The organism is Sphingobium sp. PAMC28499, from assembly GCF_004795815.1.
In the GTDB taxonomy this organism is placed as follows: Bacteria; Pseudomonadota; Alphaproteobacteria; order Sphingomonadales; family Sphingomonadaceae; genus Sphingobium; species Sphingobium yanoikuyae.
Genome location: NZ_CP039248.1, coordinates 3,137,203 through 3,160,637 on the forward strand (window position 1 = coordinate 3,137,203; position 23,435 = coordinate 3,160,637).

General features: G+C 64.6%; 19 protein-coding genes and 1 tRNA gene. 12 read left to right on the forward strand and 8 right to left on the reverse strand.

What is annotated here, in order from left to right; genetic code table 11:
* Positions 1-2: 2 nt before the first annotated feature.
* Entirely contained in the window at positions 3-1,343 is a 1,341-nt protein-coding gene (locus tag E5554_RS14995) for a dicarboxylate/amino acid:cation symporter (RefSeq protein WP_136187286.1), read from the reverse strand.
* A 256-nt stretch (positions 1,344-1,599) separates the two neighbouring features.
* Here E5554_RS14995 and E5554_RS23380 point away from each other — a divergent pair, with 256 nt between their 5' ends.
* The 4 genes from E5554_RS23380 (at position 1,600) to E5554_RS15010 (ending at position 6,940) form a co-directional block, all read left to right on the forward strand.
* Complete coding sequence (locus E5554_RS23380) at positions 1,600-1,845, forward strand: hypothetical protein (protein ID WP_247594279.1); 246 nt, start codon at positions 1,600-1,602, stop codon at positions 1,843-1,845.
* A 69-nt stretch (positions 1,846-1,914) separates the two neighbouring features.
* Entirely contained in the window at positions 1,915-3,357 is a 1,443-nt protein-coding gene (locus E5554_RS15000; RefSeq protein WP_247594280.1) for an ATP-binding protein, read from the forward strand.
* Complete coding sequence (locus E5554_RS15005) at positions 3,354-4,670, forward strand: sigma-54 dependent transcriptional regulator (RefSeq protein ID WP_136187287.1); 1,317 nt, start codon at positions 3,354-3,356, stop codon at positions 4,668-4,670. Before E5554_RS15000 ends, E5554_RS15005 begins: the two co-directional genes overlap by 4 nt.
* A 149-nt stretch (positions 4,671-4,819) precedes the next feature.
* A complete protein-coding gene (locus E5554_RS15010) occupies positions 4,820-6,940 on the forward strand; it encodes a TonB-dependent receptor (protein ID WP_136188384.1) in 2,121 nt (706 codons plus the stop codon).
* A gap of 43 nt (positions 6,941-6,983) precedes the next feature.
* On the opposite strand, the gene E5554_RS15015 is transcribed toward E5554_RS15010, so the two are convergent.
* Positions 6,984-8,792 carry a M14 family metallopeptidase gene (locus E5554_RS15015; protein ID WP_136187288.1) on the reverse strand — a complete coding sequence of 603 codons (1,809 nt, stop codon included), beginning with the start codon at positions 8,790-8,792 and terminating at the stop codon, positions 6,984-6,986.
* A gap of 17 nt (positions 8,793-8,809) precedes the next feature.
* Positions 8,810-11,014, reverse strand: a complete 2,205-nt coding sequence (locus E5554_RS15020) for a TonB-dependent receptor (RefSeq protein WP_136187289.1) — start codon at positions 11,012-11,014, stop codon at positions 8,810-8,812.
* 153 nt (positions 11,015-11,167) lie between these two features.
* On the opposite strand from E5554_RS15020, the gene E5554_RS15025 reads away from it, so the two are divergent.
* Genes E5554_RS15025 through E5554_RS15035 form a run of 3 tightly spaced genes read left to right on the forward strand, consistent with a single transcriptional unit; the run spans position 11,168 to position 14,594 of the window.
* On the forward strand, positions 11,168-11,905 hold the full coding sequence (locus E5554_RS15025; RefSeq protein ID WP_136187290.1) for an ABC transporter ATP-binding protein: 738 nt from the start codon (positions 11,168-11,170) through the stop codon (positions 11,903-11,905).
* Positions 11,902-13,344, forward strand: a complete 1,443-nt coding sequence (locus E5554_RS15030) for a DUF3526 domain-containing protein (protein WP_136187291.1) — start codon at positions 11,902-11,904, stop codon at positions 13,342-13,344. Before E5554_RS15025 ends, E5554_RS15030 begins: the two co-directional genes overlap by 4 nt.
* Positions 13,341-14,594 carry a DUF3526 domain-containing protein gene (locus tag E5554_RS15035; RefSeq protein ID WP_136187292.1) on the forward strand — a complete coding sequence of 418 codons (1,254 nt, stop codon included), beginning with the start codon at positions 13,341-13,343 and terminating at the stop codon, positions 14,592-14,594. The genes E5554_RS15030 and E5554_RS15035 overlap by 4 nt, the downstream gene beginning before the upstream one ends.
* A gap of 173 nt (positions 14,595-14,767) precedes the next feature.
* On the opposite strand, the gene E5554_RS15040 is transcribed toward E5554_RS15035, so the two are convergent.
* Positions 14,768-14,842, reverse strand: a tRNA-Val gene (locus E5554_RS15040).
* 142 nt (positions 14,843-14,984) lie between these two features.
* Between E5554_RS15040 and E5554_RS15045 the strand changes: the two genes are divergently transcribed.
* Positions 14,985-15,113, forward strand: a complete 129-nt coding sequence (locus E5554_RS15045) for an entericidin A/B family lipoprotein (RefSeq protein ID WP_004207212.1) — start codon at positions 14,985-14,987, stop codon at positions 15,111-15,113.
* Between the two features lie 49 nt (positions 15,114-15,162).
* Here the strand turns inward: E5554_RS15045 and E5554_RS15050 are convergent, their stop codons facing one another.
* Positions 15,163-15,348 carry a hypothetical protein gene (locus E5554_RS15050; RefSeq protein WP_004207213.1) on the reverse strand — a complete coding sequence of 62 codons (186 nt, stop codon included), beginning with the start codon at positions 15,346-15,348 and terminating at the stop codon, positions 15,163-15,165.
* Between the two features lie 183 nt (positions 15,349-15,531).
* Between E5554_RS15050 and hslV the strand changes: the two genes are divergently transcribed.
* The 3 genes from hslV to E5554_RS15065 all read left to right on the forward strand — a co-directional run bounded on the left by hslV (position 15,532) and on the right by E5554_RS15065 (position 19,653).
* Positions 15,532-16,098 carry an ATP-dependent protease subunit HslV gene (gene hslV, locus E5554_RS15055; protein WP_004207214.1) on the forward strand — a complete coding sequence of 189 codons (567 nt, stop codon included), beginning with the start codon at positions 15,532-15,534 and terminating at the stop codon, positions 16,096-16,098.
* Between the two features lie 17 nt (positions 16,099-16,115).
* The gene (gene hslU / locus E5554_RS15060; protein ID WP_037506705.1) at positions 16,116-17,417 is read left to right on the forward strand and encodes an ATP-dependent protease ATPase subunit HslU; all 1,302 of its coding nucleotides are present in this window, start codon (positions 16,116-16,118) and stop codon (positions 17,415-17,417) included.
* A gap of 112 nt (positions 17,418-17,529) precedes the next feature.
* Complete coding sequence (locus tag E5554_RS15065) at positions 17,530-19,653, forward strand: S9 family peptidase (protein WP_136187293.1); 2,124 nt, start codon at positions 17,530-17,532, stop codon at positions 19,651-19,653.
* A gap of 126 nt (positions 19,654-19,779) precedes the next feature.
* Here E5554_RS15065 and proS read toward each other — a convergent pair whose 3' ends face one another.
* The 3 genes from proS to phaR all read right to left on the reverse strand — a co-directional run bounded on the left by proS (position 19,780) and on the right by phaR (position 22,325).
* A complete protein-coding gene (gene proS / locus E5554_RS15070; RefSeq protein WP_136187294.1) occupies positions 19,780-21,306 on the reverse strand; it encodes a proline--tRNA ligase in 1,527 nt (508 codons plus the stop codon).
* 89 nt (positions 21,307-21,395) lie between these two features.
* Positions 21,396-21,740, reverse strand: coding sequence for a hypothetical protein (locus E5554_RS15075; RefSeq protein ID WP_136187295.1), 345 nt, complete (start codon positions 21,738-21,740; stop codon positions 21,396-21,398).
* A 6-nt stretch (positions 21,741-21,746) separates the two neighbouring features.
* The gene (phaR, locus tag E5554_RS15080; protein ID WP_017502180.1) at positions 21,747-22,325 is read right to left on the reverse strand and encodes a polyhydroxyalkanoate synthesis repressor PhaR; all 579 of its coding nucleotides are present in this window, start codon (positions 22,323-22,325) and stop codon (positions 21,747-21,749) included.
* A gap of 124 nt (positions 22,326-22,449) precedes the next feature.
* Here phaR and E5554_RS15085 point away from each other — a divergent pair, with 124 nt between their 5' ends.
* Positions 22,450-23,424: an alpha/beta fold hydrolase gene (locus E5554_RS15085; RefSeq protein ID WP_136187296.1), complete on the forward strand. Its 975-nt coding sequence runs from the start codon at positions 22,450-22,452 to the stop codon at positions 23,422-23,424.
* Positions 23,425-23,435: the final 11 nt, after the last annotated feature.

Sequence of the window (23,435 nt, forward strand, 5' to 3'; positions counted from 1 at the left end):
CCTCATTCCGCCGGGACGGCGTTGGCGAGCGCCGGCTCAGCCGGGGATGGCTCCCTGCCATCACCCCGCATCGCGGCCTGCAACTGCGCCTGGTCCAGCTGCCCTTCCCAGCGCGAGACGACGACCGTCGCCACCGCATTGCCGATGAAGTTGGTGAGGCTGCGGCATTCGCTCATGAAGCGGTCGACGCCCAGGATCAGGGCCATGCCGGCGACAGGCACGGATGGGACGATGGAAAGGGTCGCCGCCAGCGTGATGAAGCCCGCGCCGGTCACGCCCGCCGCCCCCTTGGACGAGAGCATGGCGACGCCCAGCAACAGGATCTGGTCGCCGATCGACAGGTCCACACCGGTAGCCTGCGCGATGAACAGCGCGGCCAGCGTCATGTAGATATTGGTGCCGTCGAGGTTGAAGCTGTAGCCGGTCGGCACGACCAGGCCGACGATCGACTTGGGGCAGCCCGCCCGCTCCATCTTCTCGATCAGGGCCGGCAGGGCGCTTTCCGACGAGGATGTGCCGAGCACCAGCAGCAATTCGGTCTTCAGGTAACGGATCAAGCCGAAGATCGAGAAACCGGCGGCACGGGCGACCAGGCCCAGGATCACGACCACGAACAGCGCCGAAGTGAGGTAGAAGGTGCCGACCAGGAAGGCGAGATTGGCGAGCGTGCCGACGCCATATTTGCCGATGGTGAAGGCCATGGCGCCGAACGCACCGACGGGCGCGGCCTTCATGACGATGGCGACCAGCTTGAACACGGCGGTCGAGACATCTTCGAGCAGGTCGAGCACGCGCGCACCGCGATCGCCGATCAGAGCCAGCGCGACCCCGAACAGGATGGCGACGAACAGCACCTGAAGGATATTGCCGCTGACGAAGGCGGACAGGAAACTGTCGGGGATGATTCCGGTCAGGAAGCCGGTCAGCGTGCTGTCATGCGCCTTTTCCGCATATTCGCTGACCTTGCTGGCGTCGAGCGTGGCGGGATCGATGTTGAGGCCAGCGCCCGGCCGCACCACATTGGCGATGATCATGCCGACGACCAGCGCCAGGGTGGAGAAGAACAGGAAATAGGCGAAGGCCTTGCCCGCGACCCGGCCGACGCTGGCGATGTCGCGCATGCCGGCAATGCCGGTGACGATCGTCAGGAAGATGACCGGGGCGATGACCATCTTCACCGCCTTGATGAAGGCGTCGCCGACCGGCTTCATCGCCTCGCCCAGATGCGGCGCGAAATGGCCGAGCGCCACACCGGCGATGATCGCCAGCAGCACCTGCGCATAGAGATGAAGATACCAGGGACGCCGTGCGACCGGCGCGTCGGGGAAATCGGAAATCTGCATGACAGTTATCTTTCTGGCCCTCGCCAAAAGCCTTCCCGCCTTCTTGAATGGGCGGGTCGGGAATTGAGGTCGCCAGTATCGAGCCGTCAGCCATGCGCGACAAATTGTAGGAGGAATGAAATTAAATCATTATAATTCAGTGCATTGACAAACTTTTCACGTCTGCCGCCAATTTATCTAGTGCATATACCTGCCCACCAATATCGCGCAATGTGCAGAAATTTGCACATCGCTGGTTGGCGCGATATGCAGGGCTATGGACGGCGCCCGCTTCCCGAATCGCATCCTGTGGATTGCCCTGTTCCTGGGCGTGGCTAGCGGCCTGCTCTGGCTGTCGGGCGAGGTTGCCGAGCGCAATGCCATTGCCCGGCTGAGCGCGGAGACGCGCGGCGCCGCAATCCTGCGCCAGGCCTATCTCAAGAGCGAGATCGAGCGGTTCCGGCTGCTGCCCATCGCCCTGTCCGACGATAGCGATCTGGTCGCGGGCCTCACCGGATCATAGACCGCCCTGCGGGCGCTGGACCGCAAGCTGCAGGCGCTTGCCCGCACCACCGGCGCGGCGCAAATCTATGTGCTCGACGCATCCGGGCGCACCGTCGCATCGAGCAACTGGGGCAGCGAGCGCAGCTTCGTCGGCCAGGACTATTCCTTCCGCAATTATTTCAAGCTCGCCGCCGCCCATGGATCGGGCGCGCAATTCGCCCTCGGCACGATCAGCGAGCGGCCCGGCATGTATCTGTCGCGGCGATCGCGCGGCGGCGGCTATGTCGTGGTGAAGCTGGAATTTGACGGGATCGAGCAGCAGTGGGCGCGGCTGGGCGAAATCACCTTCATCACCAGTCGCGAGGGCATCATCCTGATCACCAGCCGCCCCGACTGGCGCTTCACTACCATCCATCCGCTGTCGGCGCAGGCCAAGCAGCGCTTTCGCGCCGAATTGCAGTCCGGCCGCGGCTCACTGCTGCCGGTGCCGCTCAGGGGCATGGGCGATGCCGATGGCCGGCAGATCGTCAGCCCCGCCGACGAACCACGCCGCCGCCTGCTGTGGCAATCGGTCGCGGCCGGCGAACCGGGCTGGCAGCTCAACATGCTGACGCCGCTGCATGGCGTGGAGAGCTTCGTGCGCACGGTGCGGCTGGCGACCCTGCTGCTGCTGCTGCTGCTCGCCGGCGGCATCTGGATATTGCGCGAGCGCGGCCATCGCCGCGCCGAACGCGCCGCCATGGCTGCCGCCCGCACCAGCGAACTGGAGGCCATGGTGACGGACCGCACCCGCGAACTGCGCCGCGAGATGGAGGAGCGTGCCGCCAGCGAAACGCGCGCCGACACGCTGCGCGAAGGGCTGCGCCAGGCCAATCGCCTGGCCTCGCTGGGCCAGATCACCGCCGGCATCGCCCATGAAACCGCCCAGCCCGTCGCCGCGATCCGCAGCTATGCCGCCAATGGGCGGTTGTTAATCGAGCGCGGCGACAGCGAGGCTGCGGCCGAGAATATGGCGGCGATCGAACGGCTGACCGACCGGATCGGCAAGGTCACGGCCGAACTGCGCGGTTTTTCCCGCAAGGCGACCGGCGCGATCGATGTCATTCCGCTCGCCGGACCGATCGAGGGCAGCGTGCTGATCCTGAAATCGCGGCTGGCGCGGGTCGACCTGCACCTGCCCGACCTGCCGGACGACCTGCGTGTCATGGCCGACACGATCCGGCTGGAACAGGTGCTGGTCAATCTGCTGCAAAATGCGCTGGAAGCGCTGGAAGGCGTGGCCGCGCCAACCATCCGCCTCTCGGTCGCGCTCGATGCGGAGACGGTGCTGCTGTCGGTGATCGACAATGGGCCGGGCATCGATCCGTCGGTGCAGGGCCAGCTTTTCACCCCCTTCGTCACCAGCCGCCCATCGGGTCTCGGGCTCGGCCTCGTCATCGCCAGCGACATCATGGCTGACATGGGCGGGTCGCTGCGCCTGCTTCCCAGTGAGGCCGGCGCCCATTTCCAGCTGAGTTTGCAACGCGCATGACCGACATGCCCCCGCGTCCGATCGCCCTGGTCGACGATGATGACGATCTTCGCGCTGCCATGGCGCAGACGCTGACGCTGGCGGGCCATGAGGTCCGTGCCTTCGCCCGCGCTGCCGACGCGCTGGCGGCGATCGATGCGGACTTTCCCGGCGTCGTGGTCAGCGACGTGCGGATGCCGCACATGTCGGGCATCGACCTGTTCCGGGCGCTCCACGCCCGTGACGCGGAACTGCCGGTGATCCTGGTCACAGGCCATGGCGATGTGCCGATGGCGGTGGATGCGCTCAAGGCCGGCGCCTGGGACTTCCTGACAAAGCCCTTCAATCCCGACGCCCTGCTGGCATCGGTCGCGCGGGCGAGCGAGAAGAGGCTGCTGGTGATCGAAAATCGCCGCCTGCGCGCGATGGTCGACACCGCCGTCGCCTCCCCGCTTATCGGCCATTCTCCGGCGATCGAGCGGCTGCGCGACATGGTGGCGACGCTGGCCGACACCAATATCGACATTTTGGTCGAGGGCGAGACCGGCACCGGCAAGGAACTGGTCGCCCGCATGATCCATCAGCGCAGCCGCCGCGCCAGCGCCCAGTTCGTCAGCATCGCCTGCGCCGCCGTGCCCGATGCGATTGCGGAGACCAGCCTGCATGGCGAAAGCCTGGCCGGGCGCGCGCCGCTTGAAGGGCGGCTGGCCCGCGCGCATCAGGGCACGCTGTTCCTGGACGATGTCGATCAGTCCGGCCCGGCGCTGCAGGCGCATCTGATCCAGTTTCTGGAGGACCGGCTGGTCCGCCCGGTCGGCGCGCGCGAACCCCAGCCGGTAGACCTGCGCGTGATCGGCTGCATGACGCAGCAGGGCCAGGCGGCGGCGATCCAGCCGGCCCTGCTCTATCGGCTGGCGGCGGTGCGGCTGCACATCCCGCCGCTGCGCGAACGGCGCGAGGATATTCCGCTGATCTTCGCCCATCTACTCGATGCCGCTGCCCGCCGCTTCCGCCGCACGGTGCCGCCGGTCAGCCGCGCGGTGCTGGCCCATCTGCTGGACCATGACTGGCCCGGCAATGTCCATGAACTGGGGCGGCTGGCCGAACGGCTGGCGCTGGGCCTGGAGCAGGAACCCGTTGCCGATGGCGCGACGCTGCCGCTCGACGCGCGCATGGACGCGTTCGAGCGCATGGCGATCATCGAGGCGATCCAGGCGACCGGCGGCGACATGGGCCAGGCGATCGAGCGCCTCGGCCTGCCGCGCAAGACCTTCTATTACCGGGTCCGGCGGCTGGGCATCGATTTGCGGAAGCTTCGCGGGCTGGATGGATAGGGCGCCAGCCACATGACAGAAATGTAATGTTTGATATGTTGTAACATCATGGACATGTTTTTACAGAGGCGGGGCAGCCTCCAGCGCGACCGAGCAGGGCGTGGAGGTCAGAATAATGTCGCTCCATCCACCTCGGGGGATCCATGTCCATGCAATTCCAGTTTCTCGCCGGCTGTGCGCTTGCCGTTCTCGGCTCGTCCGTAGCCGCGCATGCGCAAACCGCTGCGGATGACGCGGCTGACGGCTATCACCAGTCGACCCGTTCCGACATCATCGTCACCGGCATCCTGCCGACCCGCCGCCAGGACATGCTGTCCAGCGTCGCCGTGGTCGAGGGCAAGGATCTGACCCAGGCGATCCGCCCGTCGATCGGCGAGACGCTGGAACATCAGCCGGGCGTATCCGCCACCTCCTTCGGCCCCAGCGCATCGCGCCCGGTGCTGCGCGGCCTGCAGGGCGAACGCGTCAAGATGCTGACCAACAGTCTGTCGACCGTCGATGTATCCAACACCTCGGTCGATCATGCGGTGGTCGTCAATCCGCTGCTTGCCGAACGGATCGAGGTGCTGCGTGGGCCGCAGTCGCTGCTCTATGGATCTTCAGCGATCGGTGGCGTGGTCAACGTCATCGACAAGCGCATCCCGAATGCAATCCCGGATGAGCCGGTCCATGTCGATGCGATCGGCACCTATGCTTCGGCCGCAGACGAGCGTTCAGGCGCGGCCTCGGTCGATGTCCCCCTGTCGGGCGGTTGGGTTGCCCATGCCGATGGCAGCTATCTCAAGAGCGACGATGTCCGCATCGGCGGCCATGCGCTGACGCCAGCACTGCGTGCCGAAGCGCTGGCATCGAGCCTGCTTCCCGCCGAACCGGCGGAAGAAGGCGAGGAAGCGATCGACTTCGCCGGCAACGCCGCGGTCAAGGGCAAGCTGCCCAATTCGGCGGCCAAGACCTGGACCGCCGGCGGCGGCATCGCCTATATCGGCGACACCGGCAATATCGGTATTTCCTACGACCATTATGACAGCCTCTATGGCGTGCCGATCCGCTTCGCGACCCAGCCGGGCGACGAGCAGGAAGCCCCGCGCCTCAGCATGAAGCAGGACAGCGTCAACCTGCGCGCCGAAGTGAATGGCGACGGCAATGTGCTGGACAAGGTTTCGCTGCGCCTGGGCTATGCCGACTATACCCATGCCGAACTGGAAGAAGACGGCTCGGTGGGCACCGCCTTCTTCAGCAAGGGCATGGAAGCCAGGCTGGAACTGACCCAGGCCAAGCATGGCGCCTGGCGCGGTGCGACCGGCGTGCAACTGTTCAACCGCGACTTCAACGTGATCGGCGAGGAAGCCTTCCTGCCGAAGAATTCGACCACGCAGGTCGGCGTCTTCACCTTGCAGCAGCTCGATTATGGCGCGCTCAAGTTCGAGCTTGGCGGCCGCTACGAACATACCAGCCTGACCGCCAATCCGCTGGAGGATCAGGAGCAGTTCTTCGCCGGCAAGCGCAGCTTCGACGCCTTCTCCGGCTCGGTCGGCGCCTCCTATGGCCTGACCGACAGCTGGCGCATCGGGCTCAACCTGTCGCACACCGAACGTGCGCCGGCGGCTGAAGAATTGTTCGCCAACGGCCCCCATGCCGGCACCCAGGCCTATGAGGTCGGCAATCCCGACTTCAATCTGGAAAAGGCCAACAGCGTCGAGGCGATCCTGCGCGGCAGCGGCGACAATTACAGCTTCGAGGCGTCGGCCTATCACACCTGGTTCTCGAACTTCATCTATGAGGATCTGACCGGCGAGGAAGAAGATGGCTTGCCCGTCTATGCCTTCAACCAGGCGGACGCCCGCTATTATGGCTTCGAGGTGCAGGGATCGCTGACCCTGGCCAAGCTGGGCGACGGCAAGATCGTCGCGGATGGCCTGGCCGACTATGTCCATGCCAATGTGAAGAGCGTCGGGCCGGCACCGCGCATTCCCCCGCTCCGTCTGCTCGGTGGCCTGGCCTATCAGGCAACCAAGTTCGACCTGCGCGGCGAAGTCGAGCGTGTCAGCAAGCAGGACCGGGTCGCCGAGTTCGAGACCACGACGCCCGGCTACACCATGGTCAATGCCGAGCTGAATGTTCGCCCCTGGGGCAAGGAACGTCCGCTCAGCTTCGCCCTTTCGGCCAACAACATCTTCGATGTGGTCGCCCGCCGGGCCTCGTCCTTCCTCAAGGATTATGCCCCGCTCACCGGCCGCGACATCCGCGTGACCGCGCGGGTCAGCTTCTGATTTGGAAGAACCGGGGCGGGTCGACCGCCCCGGTTCACCGGGCTCAGTTCTCCCTGAGCACCGGATAGAGATGATGATAGGGGCTGCGATCGGGCAGCCGGGCCGATAGCCAGTCGAGCCGCGCGTCACCATCGCCGGCCAATGTGGCATCAGCGGCCAATTTCGCCTCGAACTCTGCGCGAAGCTGCGCATCGGCGGCCAGCAATGCCTCGGCGATCGGCGCGCGGACGAAATCCTCCGCCCCAGAAGGCGCCGCCAATATCTCCGGGAAGAAGCCCCAGGCAAGGAAACTGTCCTGGCTTTCCGGCTCCAGCAGCGCTGCCGCCAAAAGGCCCAGCGGCTGATCGGCAGGCACGCGCACCGTGCCGGCTGGCAGCGTTTCGGTCACGGTCTCGTGCCGCAACTTCGTGTCCAGCGGGATGCGCGCGTCGCGCACCGGCATCGATTGCGGGCCGACCAGCCGCGCCCGATCGAGCGTCAGCGTGCGCGGCGCATCCAGCACCTCGTAGCGGATGCCATGCAATGTCAGCCGGTCGATCACCTCGGCCTGCCCGGCCGGCACCCACCATGCCTTGGGCAGACGCACCGTCTCGACCGGTTCCTGGCCGATGATCGGCATCCGCCAGTCGACCGGGCGACCCAGCCATTTCTGCTCCCTGCGCCCACTCGCGGGCGAGACATAGGTGTCGAAGGCGATGCCCTTGAACCGCTCGACCCAGCCGATCGGCTGCGCGGCCGGCTTCCACCGGGTCAGCATTTCGGCGGGGCGCGATGCCCGGTCGCTGGCCTTCGCCTGCGCAATCGCTCCGGCATCCTGTCCGGCCAGCTTCAGCGCCGCCTCCAGCAGCACATAGGTGCCCAGCACCCGCTGGCGATAGGGCTTCATCATGTGGTTTTCGACCAGCACGGTCGGGACGCCGATGAAATCGCCATAGCCGGTCGAATAGCGCGGTCCTTCGGGCGCCTGGCGGATGCCCTTTGTCGGCTCGCGCGTATCGATCGGGCTGGGATAGATGGTGGGGATATGGCCAGCCTTTTCCAGCGCTGCCGTCACGCTCGGTCCGAAACGGCCCTGCAGCCAGTCGGCGGTGGCGCGATGATAGGCATAGCGGCCCCAGCCGGCATAGGTGAAGGTGATGTCATATTGCATGTCGAAGCCGTCGCTGACATGGCAATCGACATAGAGGATGGGGTCCAGCCGGCGCAGCAGGCCGATCATCGCCCGGCTTTCGGGCGCGTCCGCCTTCGCAAAGTCGCGGTTCAGGTTGATGTTGCGGCTGTTGCCGACATAGCCCTTCTCCGCCGGGCCGCGCAGCGCCGGGAAGTTCCAGCGGCTCCTCTTTTCATGCCCGTCGATATTATAGACCGGCACGAACACCAGATCGACCTTGTCGAGCAGGCTGTCCTTGCCGCGCAGCGCGATGTCGCGCAGCAGCATCAGGCCGGCATCCTTGCCGTCGATCTCACCCGCATGGATGCCCGCCTGCACCAGCACGACCGGCTTGCCCGGCCCGCCCTTGCTGGCGCGGACCAGCAGCATGTCGCGGCCTTCGCCGGTGCGGCCGAAGGTTTCGAGGCTGATGAGGGGCGAGGCCGCATCCAGACGCTTCAACCAGGCCGTAACCTCATCATAGCGCGGCGTGGTGGAAAAACCTGCCTGCTCGGCCGGCGTGGTCCAGGGATCATCCTTGCCGACGACCAGCTTTTCGCTTGCCCCCGACCAGGACAGCGTTGGCGGTAGCACCGAAGCGGGTAGACCCGGCAGCGGCGCCTCAGTCGGCTGCTGCGCGATGGCGGTGCCAGCAACACACAAAGCGGCGGCGCCCAGAAGGCGCGTCATCGTCTTGCTCATGTCTCTATCCTTCCGGCTCAGAAGCGGGCGCGCACGCCGACGGTGGCGGTGCGCGGCGTGCCAGGCTGCACCCAGACCGAACTGTAGCTGCTGGCATACCATGTCTCGTCGAACAGATTGCTGATCGTCCCGAACAATTCGACACCCTCGATCACATCGACGCTGCCGAACAGGCGGAACAAGGTGTGCGACGGCAGGGTGAAGTCCGTGCCCGTTTCGCCCAGCCGTTCGCCGACATATTGCATGCCCGCGCCCAGTTGCGCCCCACGCCCGGCCAGTTCGAAATGCTTGGCAACCTGGATGTTGAGAACATGGTCGGGAATGTTGATCAGCCTGTCCCCCGGCAGGATCTGGGTTGCGAAATTGGGATCGTTCACCGCCTCCCGCGCCTCGGCATCGGTATAGGCGTAGCTCAGCAATATATCGATATCGCCGGGCAGATGGCCGTTCACGTCCAGTTCGATGCCGCGGCTACGCGCCTTGCCGATCGCGACGGAAAAGCCGGGATTATTATTGTCGCTGGCCAGCACATTGTCCTTGGTCAGCTGATAGACGGACAGGGTGCCGGTCAGCGCGCCGCCGAGCGCGGTCAGTTTGACACCAGCCTCGATCGACTCGCTCGTTTCCGGGTCGAAGATATTGTTGAAGAAATCCGCGCCGACATTGGCGCGATAGCCCTGGCCATAAGCGGCATAGAGGGTGATCGGATCGCTGAGGTCATAGACGATGCCGGCCTGCGGGCTGAACCGCTCATATTTGCGGCTATTGTAACGATTGGCCTCCGCAAGCACGCGGTTGTCGACCTTCAACGTCAGATTGTCATAGCGGCCGCCGATGCGGATCTGCAGTCGATCGGTCAGTTCGATCTGGTCCTGCACATAGAAGCCGAAGCTGCGCTGCGTATCTAGACGATTGGTCAACACCGACGTCGCAGGCAGCGGATATTGGCCATAGACCGGATTGTCGATGTCGATGACATAGCCCGCTTGATCGCTCGGATTGCTGCTCAGCGCCGGCGGGCGATAGCGGGTGAAATAATTATCATATTCGAACTGGTCGAAATCGCCGCCGATCAGCACGCGATGGCGCAGCAATCCGGTCTCGAACTTGCCGGCGATCTCGGCGCGAACCACGCTATGTTCCGCATCATAGCGGCGCGAGCGGCGCTGGCGCGACAGGGAGTGGCCATCGACATAGAGTTTCTGGCGCGATGCGGTCTGCTCCGCGTCGGACGAGAAACCGGTCAGCAGCGTATCGCGATGGCTGGCCCCGACCAGCAGGCTCCAGTCGTCATTGAACTGATGGTCGAGCCGCAACTGGTGGCCGGTGGCGCGCGCCACCGTGTCGCCATCGCCCGGCTCGCCCAGAAAGCGCGAACGCGGCACGGTGTTGAAATCATTGTTCAGGACGACGATGCCGCGATCGAACGGCACTTCCACACGGGTCCATTCGAAATCATAGGTAAGCCGCGTCCGATCGCCCAGCGCAACGCCGATCGAGGGCAGGAAACCCCAGCGCTTCTGCGACACATAGTCGCGGAAGGTGTCGCCCTTCTCATAATAGCCGATCAGCCGCGCGGTGATGCCGTCGGTCAGCGCCAGATTGGCGTCGGCGTCAGCGCGGAACCGGTCATAGCTGCCATATTGCAGCGTGCCCGTGCCGAAGGTCCGGCCGATTTCCGCCTGCTTGGTGACGAGGTTGATCGTGCCGCCCGGCTCGCCGCGCCCGATCAGCGCCGCCGCCGGCCCCTTGAGCACCTCGACTCGCTCGATCCCCGCCACATCGCGCTGGCCGCCAAAGCCGCGCCCGGCGTTGAAGCCGTTGACCAGATAGCCGCTCGGCAGATTTTCATCGCCGGCAAAGCCGCGAATGGCGAAACTGTCCCACAGCCCGCCCAGCGTATTCTGGCGCGCGACCGAGGCGTTCATGTCCAGCGCGTCGGTCAGGCGCAGGATATTATTCTGCTGCAGCGTCTCCGCGTCGATCTCTGTGATGGCCTGGGGAATTTCCTTCACGGAGAAATCGCCGCGATAGGCCTGACGCACGCCGTCGACCGTGATGGCGCCCTCGCCCTCCGGCACATGATGAACCGCGTCGCCGGTCTGCGCCTGGGCTGGAAACCAGGCCAGGACAGCGGCCAGCGGCAGCGCGCGGGCGATGCGATAGAAGCGACGGGAACGGACGGGCGCAGCGCAGGCGCGCGGCAGGAACTGGATCGACATATTTTCCCCTGAATGAAATGAGACGAAATCTCATTCGCCGCTGCCCCTAGGGTAGGCTCGCCGCACCCGTCAATGGAAATGTTATATTATTTCATTGACAGATTGCTGCATCGCCGAAATGGTCCGGCGCAACAGCCAAGGAGCCTTGCCCCCATGTCCCTGACCGCCACCGGCCAGCCCATAATATTGTCCGACGTCCACCTGTCCTATGGCAGCCATCATGTGCTGCGCGGCCTGACCCTGCATGTCGATGCCGGCGAAATCTATGCGCTGCTCGGCGGCAATGGGGCGGGCAAATCGACCACCATGTCGACCCTGCTGGGCTTTGCCCGGCCCGACAGCGGCACGGTGCTGGTGGCCGGCCATGACCCAGCGGCGCAGCCCGACAAGGCGCGCGAGCAGATCGCCTATGTGCCCGAAAATGTCGCCCTTTACGAGCATCTGACGGCGCGGGAAAATGCCGCCTATCTGCTGGCGCTGGCCGGCCGCCATCCTGCCCCGCAGGAGATTGACGGCGCGTTCGACGCAACGGGCCTGCAGGCATCGGCCTGGGACAAGCGGCTCGGCGGCTTTTCCAAGGGGATGCGGCAGAAGGTGGCGATCGCCATCGCCTTGCTGCGCGAAGTGCCGGTACTGCTGCTCGATGAGCCCTCTTCCGGCCTTGATCCGCGCGCGACCGCCGACTTCAACCGGCTGGTCCATGATGTCGCACGCAAGGGCGCGGCCGTGCTGATGGTCACCCATGACCTGCTGTCGGCCGCCGACATTGCCGACCGGATCGGCTTCCTCGAATCCGGCCGGATCGTCGACGAGGCATCGGCGCAGGGCGCGGACCGCTTCGACGTGCGCGACCTGCATCGCAAGTTCGCGCGGGAGGCCGTTGCCGCATGAGCGCCATCACCCTGATCGTGCGCGACGAATTGCGGCTGATGCGGCGCAACCGCGTCGCCGTCATCGCCTTCGCGCTGCTCGTCCTGCTGACGCTCGCCGCCGCGCTCATCAGTTGGTCGCACCAGAGCGGCATCGCCGAAACCCGCGCCCGGTTCCAGGCCCAGGCCGCCGAGGCGTTCGAGGCACAGCCCGACCGCCACCCTCATCGCATGGTCCATTTCGGCAATTTCATCTTCCGCCCGCTGCCACCGCTCGCCGCCTTCGATCCCGGCGTCGATGCCTTCACCGGCAACAGCATCTTCCTGGAAGGCCATCGCCAGAACAGCGCCAATTTCGGCGATGTCCGCCAATCCTCGCTGCTGGTCCGCTTCGGCCAGCTGACCCCGGCCTTCGTGTTGCAGGTGATTGCGCCGCTGCTACTGATCTTCCTTGGCTATGGCGCGGTCGCGCGCGAACGCGAACGCGGCACGCTACGCCAGATGCTGGTGCAGGGTGTGTCCGCCCGCGCGCTCGTCATGGGCAAGCTGCTGGCACTGGCCGTGGTCGCCGCGCTGGTCGGGCTGCCCGCGCTCATCGCCTTCCTGTTGATCGCGGGTCAGCCGGGCGCGCTGGCCGGGCCGATGGCGGTGATCGCGCTTGGCTATGGCGCCTATCTGGCGCTCTGGTCGATCATCGTGATCCTTGTCTCCGCGCTGGTAAGGCGCGGCCGCGACGCGCTGCTCGCGCTGCTCGCGCTCTGGGCGGTGCTGGTGATCCTGCTGCCGCGCGTGGCGCCCGATATCGCGGCGCAGGCCCATGGCTTGCCCACCCGCCTGGAAACCGACATCGCCATCCAGCAGGATCTGCATCGCCTTGGCGACGCGCATAATCCCGACGATCCCTTCTTCAACGCCTTCAAGCAGAAGATGCTGCGCCGCTATGGCGTCGACAAGGTAGAGGATCTGCCGGTCAATTATAACGGCCTGCTCGCGGTCGAGGGCGAGAAGCTGACGTCGGGTCTGTTCGACGCCTATGCCGATCGCAGCTTCGCGATCCAGCAGGCGCAGAGCCGGCTGACCGACGGCTTCGGCATCATCAGCCCGGCCATCTCGCTGCGGCAATTGTCGATGGCAGCCGCGGGCACCGATCTTGCGGGCCATCGCCGCTTCCTCGCCCAGGCCGAAGCCTATCGCTACGCCATGGTCCAGCATCTCAACCAATTGCAGGCCGATGCCGTCAGCTATGCCGATGACAAGGCCAAGGATGCCGGCGCCGACCAGCGCAAGCGCATCTCCGCCGACCATTGGCAGGCGATCCCGCAATTCCGCTTCATCGCGCCGACCGCCGGCGACCTGGTGACGGCCAGCCTGCCCGGCCTGGGCCTGCTGCTCGCCTGGCTGGCACTCGCGCTGCTGGCGCTGCTGCCCGTCGCCCGCCATCTTCAGAAAGCCCGTCCATGACCCTCCTCACCCATGAACTGCGTCTGCTGCTGCGATCACGCATGGCGCTGCTGGCGCTGCTGCTGGTCGCCCTGCTCGCCATCGCCTCGGTCGCTGCCGGCATGGCCGAAGTCGCCCGGCAGCGCGCCGTGATTGCCCGCATCCAGCCAAAACAGGCACAGGATATCGCGGCCGTCGCGCAATGGGCCGGCAAGACGCAGGATCCCGGCAATGCCGCCTATTACAGTTTCCATGCCGCCTGGGATGCGCCCGCGCCGCTCGCCTTCGTGGCGCTCGGCCTGCGGGACGTCGCACCTTACATCCTGCGCGTCCGTGCCCTGGGTCTGGAGGCGCAGCTATACGATGGCGAGGCGTTCAATCCCGAACTGGCTCTCCCCGGTCGCTTCGATTTCGCCTTCGTGCTCGTCTATCTGGCGCCTTTGTTCGTGATTGCCCTGTTCCACGACCTGGTCTCGGGCGAGCGGGAATCCGGGCGACTGCGGATGCTTGATGCGCTTGCAGGATCGGGACGGCGTCTCTGGGCGCGGCGCGTGCTGCTGCGCGGCGGACTTCTGCTCCTCGCCCTCGCCGTGCCGCTGGCGATCGGCGCAACCCTGTCGCATGTGCCGCTGCTGCCGCTGCTGGCGGTGCTGGGCCTGGTTGCCCTCTATCTCGCCTTCTGGATTGGCGTCACGCTGCTGGTAGGACGGCTGCGCTGGAGTTCGGTCACCAATGCCGCGACGCTCGCTGGCCTGTGGCTGCTGCTCACCCTGCTGCTGCCGACCATCGCCCATGTCGCAATCAACCGTGCCATCCCGGTCGGCCAGGGCGTGGAACTGACGCTGGCCCAGCGCGAGGCGGTCAACCGCGCCTGGGACATTCCGCGCGAACAGACGATGCGGGCCTTCTATGCCGGCCATCCCGAATGGAAGGACAGCCCGCCGCTAGGCCACGCATTCCACTGGAAATGGTATTTCGCCTTCCACCAGGTCGGCGATGAAAGCGTCGCGCCCAAGGCGAACGCCTACCGTCACGGGATCGAGGCGCGTGATGCCGCCGCCCGTTCGGTCGGCTGGCTGCTGCCCTCGGTCGGCGTGCAGGCGCTGCTCGCCCGCCTCGCCGACACCGACATGCAGGCGCAGTTCGCCTATCAGGATCGCATCCGCGCCTTCCATGCCAGGCTGCGCAATTATTATTATGCCTATCTCTTCACCGACAAGCCGTTCGGGCAGGCGGATTTCGAAGGCGCCCCGCGCTTCGACGATATGTGAGAGACTGTGATGGCCGGGGATGAGGGCGAAATTGCTCGCTTCGCTTCATCCTCGGCGGCAACCATCGACTTGCCGAGGGCACATAGAAGCGCCGGTGCTGGTCTGTGCCTGCAACGGTCAACTACCGATGTTGGATATCTCCAGCCATGCTTCAACGCAAATCGTTGAAATCATGGTGGGCGCGACAGGGATTGAACCTGTGACCCCACCCGTGTGAAGGGTGTGCTCTACCGCTGAGCTACGCGCCCCCTGTAAGGAGGAGGCGGCCTTTCGCATCCGATGCCTGACCTGTCAAGCGCCGCCTTGCAGCTTTTTGGAAATTATCTCTGTCCAGCGCGTTTGGCCGCATTATACAGGCCCGACCAACATAGATCAGAAAGTGCATCATCCATGCGTCAGACCGTCGCCCTCGTCCTTGCCTCCATGCTCCTGTCCGCGCTCGCCGCCTGCAACACGGTGCAGGGCGTCGGCCGCGACATCGAATCGGTCGGCACCGCCGGCAAGGAAGTCATTCACTGATAGCGGAGACACTGACAACGGGGACGGGGCGGCATCCTGCCGCCCTGCATCACTGCAGGATGCGCGGAAAGGCCGACTTCTTGCGCAGCCGCACACCGTCGCAATCCGGTTCGCCGCATTCGCACGCCTCGATCGCATAGCGCACGCCACACATTACCAGAACATCCTGGTCGAACGAATAGTTGGCAATACCCGCGCGCTCGACCTTTTCTTGTGCTCTGGCCTTGAGAGTCATGAGTAGCTTCCCTCCATTTGGGACGACCGACAATGATTGCTGCGTTGCACAATGTCAATTCATCGACATTGGTTCCTTAACCGATAGTCAGAAATCGTCCCGCAAATCGCACGTTTCGGCGGCGGCCTCGTGTTTCTACATAGACGCTTGCAGCGCTTGACTGCCGCTCCCATATGCGCGGTCATGAATGACCATAACCGCTCGTCCATGCCGGTCTGGCATGGCACCACCATCATGTCGGTCCGCAAGAATGGAAAGGTCGTCGTCGCCGGCGATGGCCAGGTTTCGATGGGCCAGACGGTGATGAAGCCCAATGCCCGCAAGGTGCGCCGCCTGCATGACGGCAGCGTCATCGGCGGCTTTGCCGGCGCTACCGCCGACGCCTTCACCCTGTTCGAGCGACTCGAAGCCAAGCTGGAACGCCATAATGGCCAGTTGATGCGCGCCGCCGTCGAACTCGCCAAGGACTGGCGCACCGACAAATATCTCCGCAACCTGGAAGCGATGATGATCGTCGCGGACAAGGACGTCACCCTGATCCTGACCGGCAATGGCGACGTGCTGGAGCCGCTCGGCGGCGTGGCCGCGATCGGTTCGGGCGGCAATTATGCCCTCGCGGCCGCTCGCGCATTGGTGGAATATGAGGAAGATGCCGAAACCCTGGCCCGCAAGGCGATGGGTGTGGCGGCGGATATCTGCGTCTACACCAACGACCAGCTCACCATCGAAACGCTCGACAGCGCAGCCTGAGATCCCAAGAAAAGACCATGAACGACAATCTGACCCCCAAAGCCATCGTCGCCGCGCTCGACGCGCATATCATCGGCCAGCATGATGCCAAGCGCGCCGTCGCCGTCGCGCTGCGCAACCGCTGGCGCCGCCAGCACCTGCCCGCCGATTTGCGCGACGAGGTGACGCCCAAGAATATCCTGATGATCGGGCCGACGGGCTGCGGCAAGACCGAGATCAGCCGCCGCTTGGCGAAGCTGGCCGACGCGCCTTTCGTCAAGGTCGAGGCCACCAAGTTCACCGAGGTCGGCTATGTCGGCCGCGACGTGGAGCAGATCGTCCGCGACCTGGTCGAGGAAGCGGTGCGGCTGGAGAAGGACCGCCGCCGCGAAGCCGTGCGCGAAGCCGCGTCGGAAGCCGCCATGGCCCGCCTGCTCGATGCGCTGACCGGCAAGGATGCCAGCGAAGCCACCCGCCTCTCCTTCCGCCAGAAGATCGAGGGCAACCAGATGAACGATGTCGAGGTCGAGGTGGAAGTCGCCGACGCCCCGTCGATGCCGATGGAAATCCCCGGCATGGGCGGCCAGGTCGGCATGATCAACCTCAGCGACATGATGTCCAAGGCCTTTGGCCAGCAGCAGAAGAAGCGTCGCAAGATGCGCGTCGCCGACGCCTGGGACAAGCTGGTCGAGGAAGAGCAGGACAAGCGCCTCGATCAGGATGATGTCGCCCGCGTCGCCATCACCAGCGCCGAGCAGAATGGCATCGTCTTCCTCGACGAGATCGACAAGATCGCCGTCAGCGACGTGCGTGGCGGTTCGGTCAGCCGTGAAGGCGTGCAGCGCGACCTGCTGCCGCTGATCGAAGGCACGACCGTCTCGACCAAATATGGCCCGCTCAAGACCGACCATATTCTCTTCATCGCTTCGGGCGCCTTCCATGTGGCGAAGCCCAGCGACCTGTTGCCCGAGCTTCAGGGCCGCCTGCCGATCCGCGTGGAGCTGAAGGCGCTGACGGAGGAGGATTTCGTCGCGATCCTGTCCGACACCAAGGCCAGCCTTGTTGCGCAATATCGTGCGCTGCTGGCGACCGAGGAAGTGACGATCGACCTGACGCCCGAAGGCATCCGCGCGGTCGCGAAGATCGCCGCCGAGGTGAACAGCGAGGTCGAGAATATCGGCGCCCGCCGCCTGCAGACCGTCATGGAGAAGCTGCTGGAGGATGTGAGCTTCGAGGCGGAAGATCGCCGCGGCGAAACGCTGGTGATCGATCAGGCCTATGTCGACAAGCAATTGTCGGCGGTTGCCCATGACACCGACCTCAGCAAATATGTGCTGTAACTGAGCGCCTAGCTTCAGTCCGGGCCTGCCGTTTCTTACGGCAGGTCCGGATCATCTTCCCCCCTGCCCGCCATCATGTCAGCCTCCGCCATGCGATTCGCAGGGAGGGAATATGATCCGCACTTCGGCCTGGCTCATGGCGAGCCTCAGCATTGCCGCACTGTCCACCACCGTCGAGGCGCAGACCGCCCCCAAACCACCCGTCGCGGCAAAGAAGCCGCATGAGGTGAAGGCGCCGTTCGGCGCGACGCGGCAGGATCCCTATTATTGGCTGCGCGACGACAGCCGCAAGAACCCCGAGATGCTCGCCTATCTGGCGGCCGAAAATGCCTATGCCGACGCACTGCTGGCGCCGACCAAGCCGTTGCAGGACAAGCTCTACACCGAGATCACCGGCCGCATAAAGCAGGACGACAGCAGCGTCCCCTATCGCAAGAAGGGCTACTGGTATTATAGCCGCTTCGAGACCGGCGGCGACTATCCCATCGTCGCCCGGCGCAAGGGCAGCATGGACGCGCCCGAGCAGATATTGCTCGACGAGCCCAGGATGGGTGCGGGCAAGGGCTATTTCGCGATCGGCGGCAAGGACGTCAGCCCCGACGACAGATTGCTCGCCTATGCCGAGGATCTGGTCGGCCGCCGCCAATATGTGATCCGGGTCAAGGGACTCGCTGACGGCAAGCTGCTGAGCGACGAAATCCCCAATGCCGAACCTGATTTCGCCTGGGCCGATGACAGCAAGACGATCTTCTATGTCGAGAAGGATCCGACCACCCTGCTCGGCAAGCGGGTGAAGGCGCATGTTCTGGGCACGCCTGTCGGCGCCGATCGACTGGTCTATGAGGAGAAGGACGATACCTTCTACATGGGCATCAGGAAGACGACGTCGGACAAGTTCATCTGCATCGTCCTGCAATCGACCGTCAGCAATGAGGAACGCTGCGCCCCGTCGGCCAATCCGGCAAGCTTCACGCCGCTCGCCCCGCGCGAACGCGACTTCCTCTACAGCAGTGACGATGTGGGCGGCCAATGGACGATCCGCACCAACTGGCAGGCGCCCAATTACCGGCTGATGACCATATCGGACGCCGATGCCGCCAAGGGCCGCGCCGCCTGGACGGACATCGTGCCGACCAGCGCCAGCGTCTTCATCGAGAATTTCCAGCCCTTCGACAGCTTCCTCGCGATCGAGGAACGGTCCGAAGGCAATAAGCGCCTGCGCCTCCTGACCAGGAGCGGCAAGAGCAGCTTCGTCAATGCCGACGAACCCGCCTATGCCATGGCGCTCGACGTCAACGCCGAAAGCGGCACGCCCTGGGTCCGCTACACCTATGACAGCCTGCGCACGCCCGAAACCACCTATGAGGTGAATGTCGACACCGGCGAACGCAAGATACTGAAGGTGCAGGAAGTAAAGGGCTATGATCCTGCCAAATATGTGACCGAACGGGTCTGGGCGACCGCGCGCGACGGGACGAAGGTGCCGGTGTCGCTCATCTACGCCAAGGGCTTCCAGAAAAATGGCTCGGCCCCGCTCTACCAATATGCCTATGGCAGCTATGGTTATTCGACCGATCCGGCCTTTTCGCCCCTGCTCCCCAGCCTGCTTGATCGCGGCGTCGTCTACGCCATCGCCCATATTCGCGGCGGCCAGGAAATGGGCCGCCAATGGTATGATGACGGCCATCTCAAGAACAAGATGAACAGCTTCACCGACTTCATCGACGTGACCCGCGCGCTGGTGGATCAGGGTTATGCAAAGAAGGGCCGGGTCGCCGCGATGGGCGGCAGCGCTGGCGGTCTGCTGATGGGCGCGGTCGCGAACATGGCGCCGCAGGATTACAAGGTCATCATCGCGCAGGTGCCGTTCGTGGATGTCGTGACCACCATGCTCGATCCGACCATTCCGCTCACCACCGGCGAATATGACGAATGGGGCAATCCCGAGCAGCAGCCATGGTATGACGTGATGCTCGCCTATTCGCCCTACGACCATGTCGAGGCGAAAGCCTATCCCAGCCTGTTCGTCGGCACCGGCCTATGGGACAGCCAGGTCCAATATTATGAGCCGACCAAATGGGTGGCCAAGCTGCGCGCGACCAAGACCGACAGCAATCCGCTGGTCTTCCGCATCAACATGGAGGCCGGACATGGCGGCAAGTCGGGCCGCTTCCGGCGCTATCGTGATCAGGCCGAATATAGCGCCTTCGCATTGGAGCAATTGGGGGTGGAGTAACCACTCTTCTCCCCTCCCTTTCAAGGGAGGGGCCGGGGTGGGTCTGCCGCGTAGCGGCAGTAGAAGGCTCGCTTCGCTCGCTACCCACCCCTTAATCCCCTCCCTGGAAGGGAGGGGAAATAATGTTCAGTAACTGCGCCCGACCAGCACCCGCTCAACCGCCGTGCCGCCGGTGAAGATGCAGGCGCCATCCGCCGCTTCCGCGTCGGTCGGCACGTTGCGCAGGGTGAGCTTCTCGCCCTTCAGCCACTGCACGACCTTCTCCAGTTCCGCGCCGGTCGGCTTGGCCCACTGGACCAGCGCCCAGCCGGGGTTCTTGCTGGCCTTGAAATAGGCCTTGAGCGCGTCGAGATCGGTGATCGACCTGTCGATATTGCCGTTCAGACGCGCCTTCGCATCAGCGAACAGCGACGTCTGGATATCCTCCAGCATCGCAGCTGCGCCAGCGACGAAATCGCCCTTGGCGACGATCTGGCTGTCGAGCTTGCCATCCTCGCGATAGAGGCGATCGCGGCGGATGACCGAGACATTGCCACCGGCCACATCGCGGCCGCCCACCTCGATCACGATCGGCGCGCCCTTCTTGACCCAGCCCCAGCGCTTGGTCGCAGCCTTGGACGGGCGCTTGTCGAGCAGCGCGCGGACCGGCTCGCGGAACACGTCCAGGCCGTTCAGCTGGTTCACCAGATCGGTGCAATAATCGACGATCGCGGCGTCTTCCTCGGTATCGCGCAGCATCGGCACGACCACGACCTGATAGGGCGCGACGCGCGGCGGCACTCGCAGGCCGTCATCATCGCCATGGACCATGATCAGGCCGCCGATCATGCGGGTCGACATGCCCCAGCTGGTGGTCTGGGCCAGTTCCTGCTGCCCTTCGGCATTCTGGAACTTGATATTCTGCGCCTGGCTGAAGGTCGTGCCCAGGAAGTGCGAGGTGCCGGCCTGCAGCGCCTTGCCGTCCTGCATCATCGCCTCGATCGAATAGGTCGCGACGGCGCCGGGGAAACGCTCATTCTCCGGCTTCTCGCCCGCGACCACCGGCAGGCCGACACATTCCTCGGCGAAGCTGCGATAGACTTCGAGCATCTTCATCGTCTCTTCCATCGCTTCATCGACGGTCGAGTGCGCGGTATGGCCTTCCTGCCACAGAAATTCGCTGGTGCGCAGGAACATGCGGGTGCGCATTTCCCAGCGGACGACATTCGCCCACTGGTTGATCAGCACCGGCAGGTCGCGCCAGCTCTGGACCCAGCGGCTGAAGGCTGCGCCAATCACGGTTTCCGATGTCGGGCGCACGACCAGCGGCTCTTCCAGCTTCGCTTCGGGATCGGGCACCATCTTGCCGTCCTTCTGGATCAGGCGATGATGGGTGACGACCGCCATTTCCTTGGCGAAGCCGTCGACATGCTCGGCTTCCTTCTCGAAATAGGACAGCGGGATGAACAGCGGGAAATAGCAATTCTCGTGGCCGGTCTGCTTGATGCGCGCATCGAGCAGGGTCTGGATCCGTTCCCAGATGCCATAGCCCCAGGGACGGATCACCATGCAGCCGCGCACACCGCTTTCCTCGGCCATGTCGGCTTCGGTGATGACGGCCTGATACCAGGCAGCGAAATCCTGTTCGCGGGTAACGTTAAGGGCGTGTTTCACGGGGTCTGTCGCCTGTATTGAAGTGGATGGGGCGCCATAGGCCAGACCCGCCATCCCTGTCGACCCCCAAGCATCGCGCCGGGCGGCATTCAACCGGCGTCGGCGCCCAGTCGCTCCAGCCAGGCCTTGGCCTGCTTGGGCTCGCCCACCGCATCGGCCGCCGGCTTGCCGCGCGCCGCCAGAAAGGCGGGATGGAGGTCGAACGGCTCCAGCCCCAGCGTGTCGCGCATCGCGTCGATCTCTTGCGCCAGTTCGTCGAGCTGTGCCAGCACCGGCGCGGTCTTCGCGCGGGCGCTGCGATCCTGCTGATGGTCGAACAGGCCCCAGCGCCCGGCAGCGGTCACGCGCAGCGCCGCAATCAGCGCCGCGCGATATTCCTCTTCCAGCTCCGCCCGGCGGATATCCAGGCGCTCCAGTCTATCCGCCTTGGCCATAGTGGATCAGCTCAGCTTGTCGATCTTCGCATTGAGCGCAGCCAGTTGCGCCTTCAGGACGGCGATCTCGTCATCCTTGCTTTCTTCGGTCGCCGCCGGCGTCGGGCTGGGCGTGGCGCCCGGCATGCCCGGAACGCCATTGCCGAACGCACTCGCCGCCGCCTCGAACATCTGCATGTTGCGCTTGGCGATCTCGGCGAGCGGGCCGCCACCAAAGGCACCCTTCATGGCTTCCTGGAACTGCTGCTGGTTCTTGCGGAAGGCGTCCATCGACGCTTCGAGATATTGCGGCACCATCGACTGCATGGAATCGCCATACATGGCGATCAGCTGGCGCAGGAAGTTGACCGGCAGCATGTTCTTGCCGCGCTGTTCTTCTTCCATGATGATCTGGGTCAGGACATTATGGGTGATGTCCTCGCCGGTCTTCGCGTCGACGACGACGAACTCGCGCCCCTCGCGGGTCATCTGCGACAAAAGGTCCAGCGTGATATAACTTGAAGTTTCGGTGTTATAGAGCCGCCTGTTAGCGTACTTCTTGATAACCACCGGTTCGGATTCATTAGCAGCCTTCGATTTGGCCATGCCTGTCTCTCCCTCACCTGCTCATCCCGCATTAGCACAGGGCGATGCCGCGCCGCAACATGGCCCGCGTCCTTTACCCCTTTTTCTCAACATTTTATGGCGCGAAACGGAGCATGATGCTGATTTGCGCCGCCGCGCCTTCATCGGCCTGCGTCGCTATCAGGAGGCGCAGCGTCCGTCGCCACCACCACCATGCCCCATTGCCGCAACGGCTGGCAGTGCCCGGCTGCTGCGGTATCAAGCTGATTTGGCACCGGAAAACGATCGGGCGCCGGTCGTCTTCATCCCCTCCCTGATCAACCCGCCACAGGTGCTGGACCTGTCGCAAAGCCGCTCCATGCTGCGCCATATGGCCGCAGCGGGCCATGACGCCTATCTGGTCGATTGGGGGGCGCCGACGGCCGCCGACCGCAGCCTCGGCCTCGACGGCCATGTCACCGACCGGCTTATCCCGATGCTCGCTGCATTGCGGCGCCCGCCGATCCTGGTCGGCTATTGCCTGGGCGGCACGATCGCCATTGCAGCCGCAGCATTGCACCCGGTGGCAGCGTTGGCGACGATCGCTTCGCCCTGGAACTTTGCCGGCTTCCCGCCCGCCGACCTTGCCGAGATCGCCGCCCTGTGGCGCGGTGCGAAGCCGATGTGCGACCGGCTCGGCTATGTGCCGATGGAGGCACTGCAATCGGGCTTCTGGGCGCTCGATCCGCAGCGCACCGTGCAGAAATATGCAGCCTTCGCCGACATGACACCCGGCTCCGACGAGGAGCGCGCCTTCCTCGCGGTTGAGGACTGGGCCAATGAGGGCGCACCGCTCACCTATGCCGCCGGGCAGCAATTGTTCGAGATGCTCTATGCGGCAAATGCGAGCGGGCAAAACGAATGGCACATCGATGGGACCGTCATAGACCCGGCCTCGCTCCCCTGCCCCAGCTTGTCGATCGCTTCCGCAACCGATCGAATCGTGCCCGCGACGGCCGCCCCATCCCTTACGGAAAGCCGGATATTGAACCTTGGCCATGTCGGCATGATATTGAGCCAGCGGGCACCCGACATGCTGTGGCATCCGCTGTCCCTTTGGCTTTCCCGCCATGGCGGATGATGTTATGTGCG

What these genes read in the sequence shown, in the direction of transcription:
- E5554_RS15050 (WP_004207213.1), bottom strand. Translation starts at nt 15,348, where the DNA reads ATGACTCTCAAGGCCAGAGCACAAGAAAAGGTCGAGCGCGCGGGTATT.
- E5554_RS14995 (WP_136187286.1), bottom strand. Translation starts at nt 1,343, where the DNA reads ATGCAGATTTCCGATTTCCCCGACGCGCCGGTCGCACGGCGTCCCTGG.
- E5554_RS15065 (WP_136187293.1), top strand. Translation starts at nt 17,530, where the DNA reads ATGATCCGCACTTCGGCCTGGCTCATGGCGAGCCTCAGCATTGCCGCA.
- E5554_RS15020 (WP_136187289.1), bottom strand. Translation starts at nt 11,014, where the DNA reads ATGTCGATCCAGTTCCTGCCGCGCGCCTGCGCTGCGCCCGTCCGTTCC.
- E5554_RS15025 (WP_136187290.1), top strand. Translation starts at nt 11,168, where the DNA reads ATGTCCCTGACCGCCACCGGCCAGCCCATAATATTGTCCGACGTCCAC.
- E5554_RS15010 (WP_136188384.1), top strand. Translation starts at nt 4,820, where the DNA reads ATGCAATTCCAGTTTCTCGCCGGCTGTGCGCTTGCCGTTCTCGGCTCG.
- E5554_RS15035 (WP_136187292.1), top strand. Translation starts at nt 13,341, where the DNA reads ATGACCCTCCTCACCCATGAACTGCGTCTGCTGCTGCGATCACGCATG.
- phaR (WP_017502180.1), bottom strand. Translation starts at nt 22,325, where the DNA reads ATGGCCAAATCGAAGGCTGCTAATGAATCCGAACCGGTGGTTATCAAG.
- hslU (WP_037506705.1), top strand. Translation starts at nt 16,116, where the DNA reads ATGAACGACAATCTGACCCCCAAAGCCATCGTCGCCGCGCTCGACGCG.
- hslV (WP_004207214.1), top strand. Translation starts at nt 15,532, where the DNA reads ATGAATGACCATAACCGCTCGTCCATGCCGGTCTGGCATGGCACCACC.
- E5554_RS15075 (WP_136187295.1), bottom strand. Translation starts at nt 21,740, where the DNA reads ATGGCCAAGGCGGATAGACTGGAGCGCCTGGATATCCGCCGGGCGGAG.
- E5554_RS15005 (WP_136187287.1), top strand. Translation starts at nt 3,354, where the DNA reads ATGACCGACATGCCCCCGCGTCCGATCGCCCTGGTCGACGATGATGAC.
- E5554_RS15045 (WP_004207212.1), top strand. Translation starts at nt 14,985, where the DNA reads ATGCGTCAGACCGTCGCCCTCGTCCTTGCCTCCATGCTCCTGTCCGCG.
- E5554_RS15030 (WP_136187291.1), top strand. Translation starts at nt 11,902, where the DNA reads ATGAGCGCCATCACCCTGATCGTGCGCGACGAATTGCGGCTGATGCGG.
- E5554_RS15015 (WP_136187288.1), bottom strand. Translation starts at nt 8,792, where the DNA reads ATGAGCAAGACGATGACGCGCCTTCTGGGCGCCGCCGCTTTGTGTGTT.
- E5554_RS23380 (WP_247594279.1), top strand. Translation starts at nt 1,600, where the DNA reads ATGGACGGCGCCCGCTTCCCGAATCGCATCCTGTGGATTGCCCTGTTC.